General features: G+C 66.7%; 15 protein-coding genes. 4 read left to right on the top strand and 11 right to left on the bottom strand.

What is annotated here, in order from left to right:
- Positions 1-143 precede the first annotated feature (143 nt).
- Complete coding sequence (gene djlA, locus QFZ41_RS12835; RefSeq protein WP_429199123.1) at positions 144-941, bottom strand: co-chaperone DjlA; 798 nt, start codon at positions 939-941, stop codon at positions 144-146.
- Entirely contained in the window at positions 938-1,264 is a 327-nt protein-coding gene (locus QFZ41_RS12830; RefSeq protein ID WP_429199122.1) for a c-type cytochrome, read from the bottom strand. Before QFZ41_RS12830 ends, djlA begins: the two co-directional genes overlap by 4 nt.
- 96 nt (positions 1,265-1,360) lie before the next feature.
- Here QFZ41_RS12830 and QFZ41_RS12825 point away from each other — a divergent pair, with 96 nt between their 5' ends.
- The 4 genes from QFZ41_RS12825 to QFZ41_RS12810 all read left to right on the top strand — a co-directional run bounded on the left by QFZ41_RS12825 (position 1,361) and on the right by QFZ41_RS12810 (position 3,432).
- Positions 1,361-2,257 (top strand): phosphoribosylaminoimidazolesuccinocarboxamide synthase, encoded by an 897-nt coding sequence (locus QFZ41_RS12825; protein WP_429199121.1) that lies wholly within the window; start codon positions 1,361-1,363, stop codon positions 2,255-2,257.
- Between the two features lie 13 nt (positions 2,258-2,270).
- Entirely contained in the window at positions 2,271-2,738 is a 468-nt protein-coding gene (locus QFZ41_RS12820) for a DUF962 domain-containing protein (RefSeq protein ID WP_429199120.1), read from the top strand.
- A gap of 10 nt (positions 2,739-2,748) precedes the next feature.
- The gene (locus QFZ41_RS12815) at positions 2,749-3,159 is read left to right on the top strand and encodes a hypothetical protein (RefSeq protein WP_429199119.1); all 411 of its coding nucleotides are present in this window, start codon (positions 2,749-2,751) and stop codon (positions 3,157-3,159) included.
- Positions 3,160-3,249: 90 nt separating this feature from the next.
- On the top strand, positions 3,250-3,432 hold the full coding sequence (locus tag QFZ41_RS12810; RefSeq protein ID WP_426285645.1) for a DUF2061 domain-containing protein: 183 nt from the start codon (positions 3,250-3,252) through the stop codon (positions 3,430-3,432).
- On the opposite strand, the gene QFZ41_RS12805 is transcribed toward QFZ41_RS12810, so the two are convergent.
- From QFZ41_RS12805 to lipA, 9 genes are all read right to left on the bottom strand, one after another.
- Positions 3,415-5,532 (bottom strand): beta-agarase, encoded by a 2,118-nt coding sequence (locus tag QFZ41_RS12805; protein ID WP_429199118.1) that lies wholly within the window; start codon positions 5,530-5,532, stop codon positions 3,415-3,417. The genes QFZ41_RS12810 and QFZ41_RS12805 overlap by 18 nt on opposite strands.
- A 161-nt stretch (positions 5,533-5,693) precedes the next feature.
- Positions 5,694-7,016, bottom strand: coding sequence for an APC family permease (locus tag QFZ41_RS12800; RefSeq protein ID WP_429199117.1), 1,323 nt, complete (start codon positions 7,014-7,016; stop codon positions 5,694-5,696).
- Between the two features lie 224 nt (positions 7,017-7,240).
- On the bottom strand, positions 7,241-7,699 hold the full coding sequence (locus QFZ41_RS12795; RefSeq protein WP_429199116.1) for an REP-associated tyrosine transposase: 459 nt from the start codon (positions 7,697-7,699) through the stop codon (positions 7,241-7,243).
- A 62-nt stretch (positions 7,700-7,761) separates the two neighbouring features.
- Complete coding sequence (lpdA, locus tag QFZ41_RS12790) at positions 7,762-9,585, bottom strand: dihydrolipoyl dehydrogenase (protein ID WP_429199115.1); 1,824 nt, start codon at positions 9,583-9,585, stop codon at positions 7,762-7,764.
- A 12-nt stretch (positions 9,586-9,597) separates the two neighbouring features.
- Positions 9,598-11,304 carry a dihydrolipoyllysine-residue acetyltransferase gene (gene aceF, locus QFZ41_RS12785; protein ID WP_429199114.1) on the bottom strand — a complete coding sequence of 569 codons (1,707 nt, stop codon included), beginning with the start codon at positions 11,302-11,304 and terminating at the stop codon, positions 9,598-9,600.
- A gap of 224 nt (positions 11,305-11,528) precedes the next feature.
- Positions 11,529-12,455, bottom strand: a complete 927-nt coding sequence (locus QFZ41_RS12780) for an IS110 family transposase (RefSeq protein WP_429197486.1) — start codon at positions 12,453-12,455, stop codon at positions 11,529-11,531.
- Positions 12,456-12,870: 415 nt separating this feature from the next.
- Positions 12,871-13,737, bottom strand: a complete 867-nt coding sequence (locus tag QFZ41_RS12775) for a mechanosensitive ion channel family protein (protein ID WP_429199113.1) — start codon at positions 13,735-13,737, stop codon at positions 12,871-12,873.
- Positions 13,738-14,255: 518 nt separating this feature from the next.
- Positions 14,256-16,583, bottom strand: coding sequence for a carboxy terminal-processing peptidase (locus QFZ41_RS12770; protein WP_429199112.1), 2,328 nt, complete (start codon positions 16,581-16,583; stop codon positions 14,256-14,258).
- A 31-nt stretch (positions 16,584-16,614) separates the two neighbouring features.
- Positions 16,615-17,613: a lipoyl synthase gene (gene lipA, locus QFZ41_RS12765; protein ID WP_429199111.1), complete on the bottom strand. Its 999-nt coding sequence runs from the start codon at positions 17,611-17,613 to the stop codon at positions 16,615-16,617.
- Positions 17,614-17,617: the final 4 nt, after the last annotated feature.

Raw genomic sequence — 17,617 nt, 5'->3', positions numbered from 1 at the left:
GCGGGCGTGGATGAAATTGTCCTTGTCGCTGCCGCGACATCGCCAACAGGGTCGGCTCCCACCAGAGCAAGGGCCGGTTTCCGCGGCTAGATGGTTTCACGGGTACCGGACTCTGGTGGGAGCCGAACCTGTCGGCGATGCTCTTACTTGAAACCCCGCTCCGCCTTGATCCGCTCATACGCCGCGTTGATCTCGCTGGCCCGCGCTTCCGCGCGCCGGCGCATGTCATCCGGAAGATCGCCCAGCCGATCGGGGTGGTGCTCGGAAATCAGCTTGCGATACGCCCGCTTGATCGCCCGGTCGTCCGCGTCGCGCTGGATGCCGAGGATCGCGTAAGGATCCGGCCCCTGCGTGTTCCGCTGCGGCGGCGTGTAACCGCCACCGCCGCCGTACGAACGGCCGCTGGCGCCGGCGTTCCAGGCGTAGCCCTTCATCGCCATGAGCGCCATCAGTTCCATGTCGCTGACGCGAAGGGCGAAGGCGAGTTGGCGCAGGATGGCCATCTTCTCCGGCGACGGGTTGCCCTCGGCGAGCACCGTCTCGATCACCACGTCGATCACCGGGAAGGCGTGGTCGCGGCGGTGGCCGACCCATTGGCGCAGTTCGTCGATGACCGCGGTGGCGTTGAACTCCGGCTGCTTGCCTTCGTTGAACGCGTCGATGGCGACGCGGCGGGCTTCCTGGTCCAGGCCCATCCGCGCCATCAGGCGCTCGGCGATGGCGATTTCCCTTTCGGAAACGCGGCCATCGGCCTTGGCCACGGCGCCGATCAGAGCGAACAAGGGGGCAACGTAACCGCCTTGCGTAGGCGTGCGCCGGCGTTGCTGCTGGCGGCTGGCGTCGAACATGAAGCCGAGCGCGCCGCCGACGAGGGCGCCGAACAGGTTGTGCGTCAGCCACATGCCGAGCACGGCGCCGATGAGAGTGCCGGTGAAATTCATTGAACGGCCCTTGGAGGGTGCGGGGCAGTGGGATTCTGCGCGGAGAACCACTGCGCGAGCTGGTCGAGTTCGGCATCGGAAAGCGGGCCGGTGGCGGCGCGCATCACGGGAATGTCGCGGCGGCCGTCGCGGTACTGGCGCAAGGCCTCGCGCAGGTAGTCGAGCTTTTGCCCGGCGAGGTTGGGCGCGCCCGGAATCCGCGCCATGCCATCTTCGCCGTGGCAGGCCGCGCACAGGCCCAGTCGCGCCGGCTTCGCGGGCGGCGCGGCGAGGACAGGGGCGGTGAAGGCCAGGGCTAATGCCGCGGTCGTGAGGATTCGCATGGCGTGGCTATGGGGGCGGTAACCTAAAATTCTAGCAGGCCGACCCGGCCACCACCGCTACAATGGGTGGATCGATCGCCTACCGGAGTCCCCGCCGTGCCGACCACCCTCTCGCAATCCGACCTGCCCGGCCTGGAGCTCATCCATCGCGGCAAGGTCCGCGACGTCTACGCCCTGCCCGGCAACCGCCTGCTGATGGTGGCGACCGACCGGCTGTCGGCCTTCGACGTGGTGCTGCCCGACCCGATTCCCGGCAAGGGCGAGATGCTCACCCAGATCTCCAACTTCTGGTTCGCCCGCACCGCGCACATCATTCCGAATCATCTCACCGGCGAAGACGTCGCCTCGGTATTGCCCGCCGGCGTCGACCCGGCGCTGTACGCGAAACGCGCCGTGGTCACCAAGCGCCTGAAGCCGGTGCCGGTGGAGGCGATCGCGCGCGGTTACCTGATTGGTTCGGGCTGGAAGGATTACCAGGCCACGGGCGCACTCTGCGGCATCACCCTGCCGCCTGGCCTGCAACAAGCACAGAAGCTGCCGGAGCCGATCTTCACCCCGTCGACCAAGGCCGCCGTGGGCGATCACGACGAGAACGTGAGTTTCGACGCCGTGGTGGCCGCCGTGGGCGAAGACCTCGCCAATGCCGTGCGCAAGGCCACGCTGGAAATCTACGCTTTCGCCGCCGCCTTCGCCGCGGAGCGCGGCATCATCGTCGCGGATACCAAGCTGGAATTCGGTACCGACGAGAACGGCGTGCTGCACGTGATGGACGAGATGCTTACCCCCGATTCCTCGCGCTTCTGGCCCGCGGACGAATACGAGGTCGGCATCAGCCCGCCCAGCTACGACAAGCAGTTCGTCCGCGACTATCTCGTGGACATCGGCTGGAACAAATCGCCGCCCGCCCCGAAGGTGCCGGAAAACGTCATCGCCGGCACCGCCGCGAAGTACGCCGAGGCGCTCGACAAGCTGGCCGGCATCCGACTGGACTAAGTAGGGGAACGCCATGCGCGACGCAGCCACCTGGTTCGACAACTACAGCCGCGACCACCAGAACCCGACCAACCAGCTGATCCACTGGATCTGCGTGCCGGCGATCACCTGGACCGTCGTCGCCCTGGTCTGGCTGATTCCGGTGCCCGGCTGGCTCGGCCGTCCGGGGCTTTGGGCCGTGCTGGCGATGTTCCTGGCCTTCTGCTTCTACTACTACCGGCTCTCGCGCAAGATCGGCCTGGCCATGGCGGGCGCGTTCGTCGTGCTGGCCCTGGTCACCGACACCATCTACAACGCCATCGGCTCCACCGGCCTGGTGCGGCTGGCCATCGGCGTCTTCGTGGTGGCCTGGATCGGCCAGTTCATCGGCCACAAGATCGAAGGCCGCCGCCCCTCCTTCTTCACCGATATCCAGTACCTGCTGATCGGCCCCGCCTGGCTGATGAGCAAGGCCCTCGGCCGCTTCGGCGCGTCGTACTGACGGACACCCCGTGACCCAACCGCTCCTGACCTTTCTCTCCGCCGCCATCTGGTGGGTGATCTACTCCAGCGCCGTCGCCGTCGTTCCCGCCCTGATCGTATGGCTCACCCTGCGCTGGCTGGAGAAGACGCCGGTGGTTTTCAACCGGGCCTATCTGGCGAGCCTGGTCTGGTCGCTCGCCGCCGTGTTGATGGGGGGCCTGGCGATCGCCGCGCAGCACGGCCAGGCGCCCGGGCAGTCGATCTTCGTGCTGCCGTGGATGCGGGCCTCCCTGGTGGCCGACATGCTGCTCGGCGCCTGGCTGATCTGGTGGCTGGTGCCGCGGATCGACGCCCGCCGTGTAAAGCCGACCAGCGCGTGCATGGCGGTGGCCCTGGTGATGGTGGTGGCGATGGTCGTCGGCACGGCCATTCGTCGATAGAAACCCCCTATGGGTTTCATTCAAACGATCACTTGGACTCATGGTTTCGCGCCCCCATAATGAGATGCATTCCCATTGGAGAGTCCGGCCATGGCCAGAAAGATCAAATACGCCGCGACGCACTTCAGCATCGCGTTTTCCATGAGTTACGCCGTGAACCAGAACGTGGCGCTCAGCACGATCGTCGGCATCGCCGAGCCGATCGCCTTCGCCATGGGCCGCGGCGCGTCGCGCGAGGCCCGGCGCGGCCTTCCCCTAGCGCGCGCCGCCTGATCCACCGCCTGTGCGGGCGTTGGCGTCGGTGACGGCGCGAGTGAATCCTTCGAACGGGACGTCGGTGATGCCGACCAGCCCGATATGCGCGTTTTCCCCGTCGAGAATACGGCCGGTGACCGGCTGGTCCACGTACTGGAACCAGTGCGTTCCGACGATGACCCCCGAGGCCACCGCGGCATCCACGAAACGCGCATAGGCCTTGCCGCGTTCCTCCTCGCTGGCGACCGCGGCGACGCCGTTGCCGAAGGGACCGCGATCGGCCGAACCGAAATGGAACTCCGTGATCAGCACGGGCTTGTCCATCTTGCGGAAGGCGGCCACGTCGAAACCGTGTTCGGGCAGATCCGTATACGTATTGATGCTGGTGACGTCGGCATAGGCCGCACTGGCTTCTTCCACCTCGGGCGTTCGGACGGCCAGACGGCCACCGAGAAACAGGTGATGCGGGTCGGCTTTCTTCAGCGTCTGCGCGACGGTGCGGAAGTATTGGTTCGCATAGAGTTTCAGGAACGCGATGTAGTCCGCGGCGATCGCCGGGTGCGCTTCGTTGGGATCGGGCGCTTTGAAGGCTTTGGCGGCCACCTGCTCCCAATTCGTCGCTGGCACGCCCCACGCTTTCGCGAACGTGGGGGCGTCGCCGTGGGTCTTCTTCAGGTAGTCGAGGAAGGCCTGCTTGGCGGGACTTTCCGGACCTTGCGCGAGGGTGCCCGTGGCGAGCGCCCAGCGGCCTTGCGGCCCCTGTCCCGCCCACGACAGTTCGTTGTCGGCGAAATAGCCCAGCAGCCAGGGGTCGTCGCGGATGCCCTTGGTCGCGTTGGCGACGGCGGCCTCGGTAGCCTTGGCGAAACGTGGGTCGAAAGGATCCGGCATGCGGCCCCAATAATCGAACCCGGTGCCGACGGTATTGAAGTCGCCACGGATCAGGATGGGCACGGTATAGGCGATGCGGTGGTCGCCCGCGAAGGCGGGATCGCTCCAGTTGCCCAGCGTGTTGAACCGCCAGGCCTTGAGCCGATCGACCGTGCGCTTGCGCCACGCGGATTCGTCCTTGTCGCCGCCGAGCGACCGCGCCACGTTATTCGCATAGACGTCCCACCAACGGCCGTGATTCATGCCGTTGTCGCGCTGCGAGCCCTGGTCGCTGCGGCTGTCGCCGCTGCCACCGAACGGTCCGTTGGCGGCTTCCGGTGCGGCGAACATGTACTCGCGGCCTTGCACGTAAGTGCGTCCGTCGGTGAGGTTCACGGCGTTGACACCGAGCGAGAAGAAAGCGTGACCTTCGGGCGTCACCAGCCACCAGCGGCCGCCTTGCTTCTGTGCATGGAACCAGCCTGTGGCTTGCATCGCGGGCAGGTCGGTGCGGCCGCCGTACCGGTCGAGGCCTTTCGAGTCGGTGACTTTCGGGGCGGCGTTGGTACGTGCTTTCAGGTCCGCGTCGCTGGCGATCTTTTCAGGCCAGGTGGCGCGCGTGTACTGGCCGTAGCGGTCGACGATCGCGGTATAGGCGTGGCGCAGGTCGTCACCGCCGGCGACGTCGTCGAGCTTGCCGAACAGCAGGGTCTGCGGCGCGCCGGGCTGCGGTATCGAGAGCGTGACCGAGGTGATGGCACGCGCGTCGATCGCGCCGTCGACCGACGTGGCGACGATGCTGTCCTCGAATGGCATCGGTGGACCCACTTGCATGCCGAACGCACGAGGCGAGGTGGCCTGCAACGGTAGCGACAGCGTCTGCGGCGGACCCGGGGGAACGCCCACCGTCGCCGTGAGGTGCTTCGAGGACGAGGCGACGTCGATCATGAGCGTCACCGGCCACGGCATGCCGTTCTGCACGCGCAGACGCAGGGTGCCATCGGCGGGCCACGACCAGGCGCCCTTCGCGGGAGTGAGCACGAGCGACGGCTTCGCCGCCGGCTTGAACGTCACCGCTACCAGCTCCTCCCCTTCAGCGCTCTTGCGCACCGTCGGGTCGAGCGCGGCGTCCTGCGCCACGATGCGCACCTCACCGGTCGGATGGACGAGATCGACGGCCGTCGCGGCGGCGACGCCCGCCGTGAGAACCGACGAGGTAATCAGCACGAAAAGGATGATTGGGCGCATCGCCCCAATCTGCCACGCCAGACGTGAACATGTCCCGATCTACTTACACGTCGGCACTCCAAGCCGCCCCCCGCTCGGTGGGAGCCGATCCTATCGGCGATAGCCAGGCCGCCGCACCACCCATCGCGGACAGGGTCCGCTCCCACCAGAGCGGGTTTCGTTCAAGCCCCCGCCCGGCGACGCCACAGGTAATACACCGGCACGCCGATGGCGATGATCACCAGGCTCATCCCCGCGTCCGCGGGCGCCGTCACCGCCGTGGCGGCGATCACGCAAAGCACCGTGGTGGTGAATACCAGCGGCAGCCACGGATACCCCGGCACCAGATAAGGCGACGGCTCCGACAGCAATTTCTTGCGATACCAGAAGATCGTCGCGATGCCGAACGCATGCGACAGCCACTCGCCCACGGTCGTGTAGTTGAGCAAGGCGTTGAAGCTGCCTGAAAGGATCAGCACGATCGCCCACGCGCCGAGCGCCACCAGCGCGAATTGCGGCGCACCGGTGCGTGCATCGATGCGGGCGATGGGACGGAAGAACATGCCGTCTGCGCTCATCACCTGCAGCACGCGCGCGCCACCCGCGACGGCGATGCTGCAATAGCCGAAGGTGGAACAGGCGATGCCGACGGCGATGATCGTGGCGCCGGATTCCCCGAACACGCGGCGCATCAGGTCCGCGGCGGGCGCGGTGCTCGCGGCGAGACCGTCATGGCCCAGGCCCGCCATGTAGGCGATATTCACCAACACATAGCAGACCACCACGCTGGCCATGCCCAGCCCCAACGCGCGGGGCAACGTCCGTTGCGGATCGCGTACTTCGCCGGCCAGGTCGTTGAGGTAATGGAAGCCGCCATACGCGAACAGCGCCGGCAATAAGGCGCCGATCACCGTGCCTGGTGGCACGTCGTGCGTGGGATCGGCGGCGAAGGCCAGGCCGAGATGACCACGGGCGAGGAACAGGCCGACCACGATCAGCAGCGCGACGGCGGCGAGCTTCAGCACAGTGAAGGTGTTCTGCACCCAGGCGCCAGCGCGGATGCCGAACAGATTTACCGCCACGATGAAGGCGATCGCGCCCACCGCCAGCGGCTTCACCCACTCATGCGGAAGCCCCATGGCGCGGCATGCGTAGTCGGCAAAGGTCGTGGCGACGGCCGCGACGCTGCCCGGGTAGTTGATCAACGCCATCGTCCAGCCGAACAGGAAGGCCGGCAATTGGCCGAATGCTTCCCGCAGGTAGACGTAAGTGCCTCCGGCTTGCGGCCGTCGCGCACCGAGTTCCGCGTAGCACAGCACCCCGGCGAGGGTGAGCAGGCCACCCAGCGTCCAGAGCACGATGACCTCGGTGCCGGAACTGGTGAGCTGGGCGACGGTGGCCGGCGTGCGGAAGATGCCCGCGCCGATGACACCGCCAATGACGATCATCGCGGCATCCCAGATGCCGAGGCGACGGAGGTAATGGGCTGGCTGAGGGGCTGGCATCCGCCGACGATGCCATAACCGGCGATGCAGGGCGATATGGCCGTGGCCACGGTGGCCTGCGGCGCGGTTTTTGGCGTACTGCCTTTGGTGGACCGGCTTTGGTGGACTGGCTTTGGTGGACTGGCTTTGGTGGGAGCCGACCCTGTCGGCGATTCCAGGTTGCCGCAAGCCCCAATCGCCGACAGGGTCGGCTCCCACCAGAGCAGGCTCTCACCGAGCCATGGCTATAGCCAGACCGCGTTCCAGTACGGGTAGTCGCCGACGCATTGCGCCAGGCCGGCGCGAACGGGATTCGCGACGAGGTAACGCGCCGCCGCCCTGACGTCGTCGTCCCTTCGCAGCCCCGTATCGTGAAAGGTCTTTTGCCAGACCGGATACTGGCGATGGCGGTGTTTCTTCATCGCCTTGGTGGCCAGCGACTTGAACCGGCCCACCACCTTCGAAAGATCGCCGTCATGCAACTCGACGAGGCCATGCCAATGGTCGGGCATCACGACCCAGGCGAGGCATTCAGCCCCTGCCCATGTCGCCGGTGAATGGGCGATGCGGGAAACCGCACGCGCGTAGCCGTGGTCGCGGAATAACGGAGCGCGATTCCACGTCGTGGTCGTAACGAAGTAGATGCGGCCGGGTTCCGATACCCGGCCGTGGCGAAGATCGCGGGAATGGGGTCGAGAAAGCATCCACCGACCATGCCCGGCCGCGACGGCCCGCGATGCCGTATGGCACCGCGGGCGTCGGTAGGTTATTTCTTCTTCGGGATGTACAGGTCGGTGATCGTGCCTTCGTACACCTCGGCCGCCATGCCGACGGATTCGCCGAGCGTGGGATGCGGGTGAACCGTGCGGCCGATATCGCCGGCTTCGGCGCCCATCTCGATCGCGAGGGCGAGCTCGGAGATGAGGTCGCCCGCGTGCGGACCGACGATGCCGGCGCCGACGATGCGGTGGGTTTCCTCGTCGAACAGGAGCTTGGTGAAGCCTTCGGTGCGGTCGATGCCGATGGCGCGGCCGGACGCCGCCCAGGGGAATTTGCCCACGCCGATCTTCAGGCCCTTTTCCTTCGCCTCGCGTTCGGTCACGCCGACCCAGGCGATTTCCGGATCGGTGTAGGCCACCGACGGAATCACGCGTGCGTCGAAGAAGCTCTTCTGGCCGGCGGCCGCTTCCGCGGCGACCTTGGCCTCGTGCGTGGCCTTGTGCGCCAGCATCGGCTGGCCCACGAGGTCGCCGATGGCGAAGATGTGCTTCACGTTCGTGCGCATCTGGCGGTCGACGGGGATGAAGCCACGCTCGCTGACTTCCACGCCGGCCTTGTCCGCGCCGATCTTGTTGCCGTTCGGCGAGCGGCCCACGGACACCAACACGCGATCGTAGACGGTGGTCTCGGGAATGCTCTCGCCGTCGAACGTGACTTCGATGCCCTTTTTCGTTGCCTTCGCCTCGACGACCTTGGTCTTGAGGTGGATGCCCTTGTAGCGCTTGGCGATGCGGCCCTGCAACGGCTTCACCAGGTCGAGGTCGGCACCCGGCATGAGCTGGTCGGCCAGTTCCACCACGGTGACTTCCGAGCCAAGGCCCGCGTACACCGTGGCCATTTCCAGGCCGATGATGCCGCCGCCCACGACGAGCAGCTTCTTCGGCACGTCGCGCAGTTCGAGCGCGCCGGTGGAGTCGATGACGCGTTCGTCGTCCCATGGAAACGAGGGCAGCTTCACCGACTGCGAACCGGCGGCGATGATGGCGTTCTGGAAGCGGATGAGCTTCGTGCCTTCGGCCGTCTGGACTTCCATTTCGTTCGGCGAGATGAACATGCCCACGCCGGTGACGGTACGCACCTTGCGCGCCTTCGCCATCTGGGCGAGGCCGCCGGTGAGCTTGCCGACCACCTTTTCCTTGAACGAGCGCAGCTTGTCCAGATCGATCGTCGGCTTGCCGAACGTGATGCCGTGCGCTTCGATCGAGGCGGCCTCGTCGATCACGGCGGCCGCGTGCAGCAGCGCCTTCGACGGGATGCAGCCCACGTTGAGGCAAACGCCGCCCAGCGATTCGTAGCGTTCGACCAGTACGGTATCGAGACCGATGTCGGCGCCACGGAACGCCGCGGTATAGCCGCCCGGGCCCGAGCCGAGGACGACCAGCTGGCACTCGATGTCCGCCTTGCGTCCGGAGTCGCCCGCCGCTTTCACGCTGGCGGTGGGCACGGGGGCCGGCGCCGCGACGGCCTGCTTCGGCGGGGCCGGAGCGGGCGACGGCACGGCGGGCGCGGGAGCGTCCTTCGTCACGGCCTGGCCGACGACCTTGTCGGCCTCCGGCTTGCCGGCGTCACCCGCGGCCTCGATCAGGGCGATGACACTGCCGTCGTTCACCTCGTCGCCGACCTTGACCTTCAGTTCGACAATGGTGCCCGCCTGCGTGGCCGGCACGTCCATCGTGGCCTTGTCGGATTCGAGGGTGATGAGGCTCTGGTCTTTCTCGACGGCGTCGCCGACCTTGACCAGGATCTCGATGACCGGCACGTCGTGCGAGCCGCCGAGGTCGGGAACCTTCAGTTCGATAGTGTTAGCCATGGTGCACCCCCGTCAGAGCAACAGCCGGCGGATGTCGCCGAGCTGGTTGGCGAGGTAGACCGCGAAGCGCGCGGCGAGCGCACCGTCGATCACGCGGTGGTCGTACGACAGCGACAGCGGCAGCATCAGGCGCGGCGCGAATTCCTTGCCGTTCCAGACCGGCTTCATCTGCGCCTTCGACACGCCGAGGATCGCCACCTCCGGCGCGTTGATGATCGGCGTGAACGCCGTGCCACCGATGCCGCCGAGCGAGGAAATGGAGAAGCAACCGCCGGACATATCGTTCGCGGTGAGCTTCTTGTCCCGCGCCTTCTTCGATATCTCGCCCAGTTCCGCGGCGAGTTCGAGCAGGCCCTTCTTGTCGGCGTCGCGGATGACCGGCACGACGAGGCCGTCGGGCGTGTCCACGGCGATGCCGATGTGGAAATACTTCTTCAGCGTGAGCTTTTCGCCGGAGGCGTCGAGCGAAGCGTTGAAGGTGGGGAATTTCTTCAGCGCCGCGACCACCGCCTTGATCTGGAACACCAGCGGGGTGATCTTCAGATCCTTGTTCTCTTCGCCCAGCTTCTTGCGGAAGGCTTCCAGCTCGGTGATGTCGGCGTCTTCGTACTGCGTGACGTGCGGGATCATCGCCCAGTTGCGGGCGAGGTTCGCGCCGGAGATCTTCTGGATGCGCGACAGCGGCTTCTCGTCCACTTCGCCGAACTTCGAGAAATCGACCTTCGGCCACGGCAGCAGGTTGAGCCCGCCACCCGCGGCGACGGTGCCGCCCGTGGCCGCGGGTGCGCCGGCGGTCATCACCTGCTTCACGTAGGCGGACACGTCTTCACGCTGGATGCGCCCACCGCGGCCGCTGCCCTTCACCTGGGCGACGTCGACACCGAGTTCGCGCGCGAAAGCGCGCACGGCGGGGCTCGCATAGGGCACGGCGTCGGGCATGACCACCGACGCGTCGAACGACACCGGCGGCGTGCGCGGCGCACCACCCACCGGCACGTCGGCCGACGGCGCGGGCGCGGCGGCGGCTTCGCGTCGAGGTGCTTCGGCGGGGGCTTCGGAGACACCCGGCTTCTCGCTGGACGGAGCGGGCTGCTCGTCGGCGGCAGCGGCTTCGCCGCCCTCGCCTTCGAGGATGGCGATGACGTGGCCGTCGTTGACCTCGTCGCCGACCTTGACCTTGAGTTCCTTGATCACGCCGGCCGAGGGCGCGGGAATGTCCATCGTGGCCTTGTCGGATTCGAGCGTCATGAGGCTCTGGTCTTTTTCGACGCGATCACCCGCCTTGACCATGATCTCGATGATCGGCACCGGCTTGCCGCCGATGTCGGGAACCTTCACCTCGACCGGGCCGGAGGACTTCGACGCCGACGGCGCCTTGGCCGCGATGGGCGCGGGCGCCGGAGCGGCCGCCTTCGGGGCCTCGGCCTTCGGTGCTTCTGCCTTGGGCGCCTCGGCTTTCGGCTGCGCGGCCGGGGCGTCGCCCTCGGCTTCCACCAGGGCGATGACGTGGCCTTCGTCGACTTCGTCGCCGACCTTGACCTTGAGTTCCTTGATCACGCCGGCGAACGGCGCCGGGACTTCCATCGTGGCCTTGTCGGACTCGAGCGTCACCAGGCTCTGGTCTTTCTCGACGCGATCGCCGACCTTGACCATGATTTCGATGACGGGGACCGCGCTACCACCGATATCGGGGACGCGGGCTTCTTTGACGTCGGCCATGGAACCTCCTAAAAACAGGCGCTTGCGGGCGGACGAACCCGCTGGCGGGGGAATGACGGGCGCCGTGCTGCGGCGCAACCGGTCGATTGTAATCCCTAGGACCCGCCGGATGACCCGTTTTCGCTCGATTCAAACGGTCGTTCGGGACGATTTCTGCTTTGCGAGGCGGTTCTGATTGGCCGGCCGCGCTCCGGTGGGAGCAACTGTCTTTTTGCTTTGGCTCCTCAAGGTGCGGAAGATCGCCAGCCGACCTGATCACGGACCATGGCGTTGATGGCGGTGATGAAGCTGCGCATGCAGGCGACGAGGGCGACCTTGGCCAGCTTTCCGCGCGCCCGTAGGGCGCGATACCGTGCGCCGAGGGCGCTGCCCTTGACGCGGATGGCGGACCAGGTAGCCATGTAGAGCGCACGTCGGACGACCCATCGGCCGGCGCGGACGCGTCGAGGCCCGTCGCGCCGGCCGCTTTGGTCGACGTACGGCGCGACACCGACCAGCGCCGCGATCTGTTGTCGCGACAGTCGCCCCAGCTCGGGCAGGTAGGCCAGCAACGTCGCTTCCGTCACCGGTCCCACGCCGGGCACCTCGCGCAACCGTGACGCGGGCGCCGCCGCCGTCGTGGCCGTGGCGATGCGCTTGTCCAGGTCGGCGATCTGGACCTTGGCCGCCTCGATCATGGCCTGCAGGGCATGCCGTGCCGCGGCCAGCCGGGTCTGCGCCAGGCGGCGGCGGTTGTCATCGCGCTGTCCGACCAGTTGCAGACGGCAACGCAGCAACTCGGCCAGTTCCGCTCGCCCGGGCGAGGGCGCTTGATACGGTTGGGGCGTCACATGGGCGGCCATGCGGGCCAGGACCTGCGCGTCCAGGGCATCGCTCTTGGCGAAGTGGCCCAGGGCCCGTGCGTAGGCGGTGGCCCGGTGCGAGGCCAGGCGCGTGACGCAATAACCGGCCTGGGCCAAGGCGTCGAGAATGCCTCGTTCGTAACCGCCCGTGGCCTCGATGGCGATGTGCTGGACCGCCTGTGGCGCCAGCGCATCAAGCAACGCGCGGTGCCCTTGGGGCGAGTTGGCGAAGCGCCCGCCGGGGCCGCGGGGATGGCAGGCCACGTCCAGCGTGGCTTTGCCCACGTCGATACCTACAAAGATGCTCATGGCTTCACTCCGGAGTACGATCGGCAGTGAGAGCACCTCCACCATGCCCCGGCTTGTGAATTCGAGGTACGACTCGAGCAACTGTTCGGGCTGTAGTGGAGGGAGTGCGGCAGCCCTAGCTCCCACACGTGCTCGCAGCACTGCCGTCCATCGGCTTGCCGCACTCCGCTCTCACCTCCAAGCCTAGCCCTTCGGAAAGACACAAGCCGACCCTGTCGGCGATGGGTGCTCGCCGTAACCTGGCCCGCTGCCGCGGGATCGCCGACAAGGTCGGCTCCCACCAGGTCTATTCCTGCCCCATCTACTCGATGCTGTGGTGGGAAGGCTGTGGTGGGAAGCCGCTTCAGCGGCGATGGGTGCTCGCCGTGACCTGGCCCGCTGCCGCGGGATCGCCGACAGGGTCGGCTCCCACCCTTTATCTTGTTGGCTGTAGCGGGTTGCGCTCACCCTCGGACGGCGGAGGCCCGACGAACCGGATCTCACTCTGTGGATAGGGAATGGTGATGCCTGCCTGGTCGAACTCCTCCTTCACCCTGCGCAGAAGCGTCGTCTGCGCTTCCCACATGTCGGCGGTGGCGGTCCAACCACGAATGATCAGGTTCACGCTGGAATCGCCCAAGGCTTCGGTCCACACGCCGGGCGCCGGGTCCTTGAGGATGCGGGGGTCCGCGGCGAAGAGATCCTGCACCACCTGCATGGCCCTGCCGATGTCGTCGCCGTAGCCGATGCCCACTTTCAACTCGAAGCGGCGCGTGCCGCGGACGTTGTAGTTGATGATCGCGTCGCCACCCACCTTTGCATTGGGCACCACCGCCTGACGGTTGTCCGGCGTGACCAGGTAGGTATGCATGAGGTTCACGCTTTCCACCGTGCCGTCGATGCCGCCCACGCTGACGAAATCGCCCACGCGGAAAGGACGGAACAGGATCAGCAGCACGCCCCAGGCGATGTTCGACAGCGAGCTGTTGAGCGCGAGACCGATGGCGAGGCCGGCGGCACCCAGCGCGGCGATGAACGAGGTGGTCGGCACGCCGACCGTGCCGAGCACGTTGATGAAGAGCAGCGCCAGCAGCACGCCGTAGATGAGGTTGCGCAGGAACAAGGCGAGTGTCAGGTCGACACGCGCGCGTTCGAGGGCGCGGCGTCCGAAGTTGGCGATGCGAGCGGCGAGCCAGAAGCCCGCGACCAGGAGCAGCAACGCCAGCCCGATGCGGATGGCGTAAGCGACGATGAGTACGCTCATGGCGTGCTCGACGCCGAGTCGATCGAGGAGATCCGTCATTTCCCTGCCCTTATGCGATGAAAAAGCGCATCGAGGCTATCAGGAAAAGGATGAATGCGAACTCTGGTGGGAAGGCTGTGGTGGGAAGGCTGTGGTGGAAGCCGCTTCAGCGGCGATGGGTGCTTGCCGCAGACTGGCCCGTTGCCGCGGGATCGCCGACAAGGTCGGCTCCCACCAGGTCTATTCCTGCCCCATCTACTCGAAGGCTGTGGTGGGAAGGCTGTGGTGGGAAGCCGCTTCAGCGGCGATGGGTGCTTGCCGCAGACTGGCCCGCTGCCGCGGGATCGCCGACAAGGTCGGCTCCCACCAGGTCTATTCCTGCCCCATCTACTCGATGCTGTGGTGGAAGGCTGTGGTGGAAGGCTGTGGTGGAGGCGGTGGTGGGAAGCCGCTTCAGCGGCGATGGGTGCTTGCCGCAGCCTGGCCCGCTGCCGCGGGATCGCCGACAGGGTCGGCTCCCACCAAAAAAAGAGAGGGTGGGGCTTCCCATAAAAAAGGCGCCTTGCGGCGCCTTCTTGTTACGGGGTGCTGTCTGCCGGGGATTTTGCCGGGACCTGCGCCGTTTGCGGGGCGTCGATCTTGCGGCCGCCGTACGGAAGCACTTCCGCGGCGATCTTCGGATCGGCCTTGATCATCGCGACCTCGTCGCCGACGATGTGGGCGGCTTCGTCCAGCGGCGTGTCCTTGGCCTTCTTCGCTTCGGCTTCCTGCTTGATCTCGGACTTGATGCTGCGCTCGTTGGCGTTGAGGCCGTCGTCGGCGGTGTTGCCGTCGTCACCCAGTTCAGCCGGGCTGCCATCGCCGCCGAAGATCGCCTTGCGGCGGTTGCGGAAGTCGGTCTGGATGGCGTCGTACTGCTTGCGCTCGGCCTGGCGCGCCGCGAAGTTCAGCGAGATGTCGGTCTTGTCGCGCAGCTTCTGGTACTGCGCCAGCTCGTCGAGCATCAGCTTCCACGCGGGCGAGGTAGCCACGCGCGCCTGGTGCTTCTGGTTGAGCGGACCAATGATCGGCTTGAGATCGGCCACCGGCTTGTAGTCGGCGGGATCGATGTGACGCCACGGCAGCGCGTTGTCGTAGGTGGATTCGCCGAATTCCTTGGCGTCGCCGTTCTGCGGGAACTGCACGTCGGGCGTGACACCGCGCAACTGCGTGCTGTCGCCGTTGATGCGGATGAACTCGGCGATGGTCATCTTGAGTTCGCCGTACTTGGCGTCCTCGCCGGTGGTGGCCTTGCCGAAGCGGTCGAGGTCGACCAGGTTCTGCACGGTGCCCTTGCCGAAGGTGGGCTCGCCGATGATGATGCCGCGGCCGTAATCCTGGATGGCGGCGGCGAAGATCTCCGACGCCGAGGCCGAACCGCGATTGACCAGCACGGCCATCGGGCCGTCCCACGCCATGCCCGGCGCGTCGTCGCCCTGGGCGTCGACCTGGCCGCGCGCGTCGCGCACCTGCACCACCGGGCCGGTGTCGATGAACAGGCCGGTGAGTTCGGTGGCTTCGTTGAGCGAACCGCCGCCATTGTTGCGCAGGTCCATGATCACGCCTTCCACCTTCTGCGCCTTCAGCTCGGTGAGCAGCTTGGAGACGTCGCGGGTGGCGCTCTTGAAATTGGTGTCGCCGTTACGGCGCGCGCCGAAGTCCTGGTAGAACGTGGGCAGTTCGATCACGCCGATCTTGCGCGTGACATCGCCGTCCTTCACGTCGATGACCTTCGACTTGGCGGCCTGCTCTTCCATCGTGACCTTCTTGCGCACGAGGGTGACGACCTCGTGCTTACCGTCCACGCCGGCGTCGGACGGAAGGATCTCGATGCGGACGGTGGTGTCCTTCTTGCCGCGGATGAGCTTGACGACGTCGTCCTGGCGCCAGCCGACGACGTCGACCATCGGACCGGTCTCGCCCTGGCCGATGGCGACGATGCGATCGCCCGGCTTCATCTTGCCGGACTTGATCGCAGGGCCGCCCGGGACGAGTTCGCGGATGGTGGTGTAGTCGTCGCGCGCCTGCAGCACCGCGCCGATGCCTTCCAGCGACAGGCGCATGGCGATGTCGAAGGCGTCGGCGGCGCGGGGGCCGAGGTAATCGGTGTGCGGATCGGTGGAGTTCGCGTACGCGGTCATGAAGGCCTGCGTCGCGTCCTCGTCGTCGAGCTGGCGCACGCGCGAGATGTACGTGGCGTAGCGCTTGTCGAGCGTCTTGCGGATGTCGTCGTCGTTCTTGCCGGCCAGCTTCAGGCGCAGCCAGTCGTTCATCGTGCGCTTGCGCCACACGTCGTCGAGCTCGGCCTGGTTCTTCGGCGCGGCGGCCTTCTTGCGATCGAAGTTGAAGCTCTCGTTGCCGCTGAAGTCGAAGCCCTGCTTGAGCAGGCTGCGCGCGTAGTTCATGCGGTCGACGGCGCGCGTGATGTACAGGTTGAACACCGAGAACGGACCGGAGAGATCCTGGTTCCAGATGGCGTCGTCGAACTGTGTCTTCAGCGGGTCGAACTTCGCCAGGTCTTCCTGCGTGAAGAAGACCTTCTCACTATCGAGCGACTCGATGTAGGCCTTGTAGATCTTGGCCGACATGGCATCGTCGAGCGGTTGGGCCTGGTAGTGGAAACGGGTGAGGAAGCGCGCGGAGAGCTGCGACGCCTGCGCCTCGGCCTGGGTCGGCTTCAGCGGGAGGCTGGACTCCTTGCGCTGCGGCTCGGGCGAGGTCGCCGCTTCCGAGGCGTCCTTGGGTTGCGGCGCCGACTTGCCCGCCGGCGCGGTCGTGCCGGGCTGCTGCTGCGGCGCGGCGGCCTGTGCCTGGACGCCCGCGGCCGACAAGGCCAGCAGGAGAGCGATCGCGGGGCGAAGAGTCATGTAATCGGAGCCTCGGAATGCGTTGGGGCGTTTATTCGACGACGCCGGCGGCGTGAGCCATCAGGTCGGCATGGTAGGAGGATCGCACCAACGGGCCGGAAGCGACATGGGAGAAGCCCATTTCCTCGCCAGCGACGCGCAGCGCCTCGAATTCGTCCGGCGTCCAGTAACGGACCACCGGGTGGTGATGCGCCGTCGGCTGCAGGTACTGGCCGATGGTGATCATGTCGACGTCATGGGCGCGTAGATCCCGCATGGTCTCGAGCACCTGCTCGAGCGTCTCGCCCAGGCCCAGCATGATGCCGGACTTGGTCGGCACCGTCGGGTGCTGCGCCTTGAAGTTCTTCAGCAGGTCGAGCGACCACTGGTAATCGGCGCCCGGACGAACCTCGCGGTAGAGGTGCGGGACCGTTTCCAGGTTGTGGTTGAAGACGTCCGGCGGGAAGTCCTTGAGGACGTCCAGCGCGCGCTCCATGCGGCCCTTGCCGCGGAAATCCGGGGTCAGTATCTCGATACGGATATCCGGGCTCGCATGGCGCACCGCGCGGATGCAGGCCGCGAAGTGGGCGGCACCGCCGTCGCGCAGGTCGTCGCGATCCACCGAGGTGATCACCACGTACTTCAGGCGCATGTCGCGGATGGTCTCGGCCAGGCGCGCCGGCTCGAGCGGATCGGGCGCCAGCGGACGGCCGTGGGCCACGTCGCAGAACGAGCAACGGCGGGTGCAGACCTCGCCGAGGATCATGAAGGTGGCGGTGCCCTTGGAGAAACATTCGTGGATGTTCGGGCAGCTCGCTTCCTCGCATACCGTGACCAGCGAGTTCTCGCGCAGGCGAGCCTTCAGCTGTTGCACGGCGTTGCCCTGGGGCAGGCGCACCCGGATCCAGCTCGGCTTGCGCAGCACGGGCTGGTCGGCGTCGAAGCTCGCGCGGTTGAGCGCGATCTTGTCGTTGCCGAGCATCTTCTCGCCGGGTTTGTCGACGACGGCGATGGGGATGCTGCGGGAGGGGGAAAGGGAGGATTGGCTCATAGGG

The sequence above is a fragment of the Luteibacter sp. W1I16 genome (assembly GCF_050434905.1).
Lineage (GTDB): Bacteria > Pseudomonadota > Gammaproteobacteria > Xanthomonadales > Rhodanobacteraceae > Luteibacter.
Note: the sequence above shows the minus strand (reverse complement) of the source record. Positions and strands in the feature narration are given on the sequence as shown.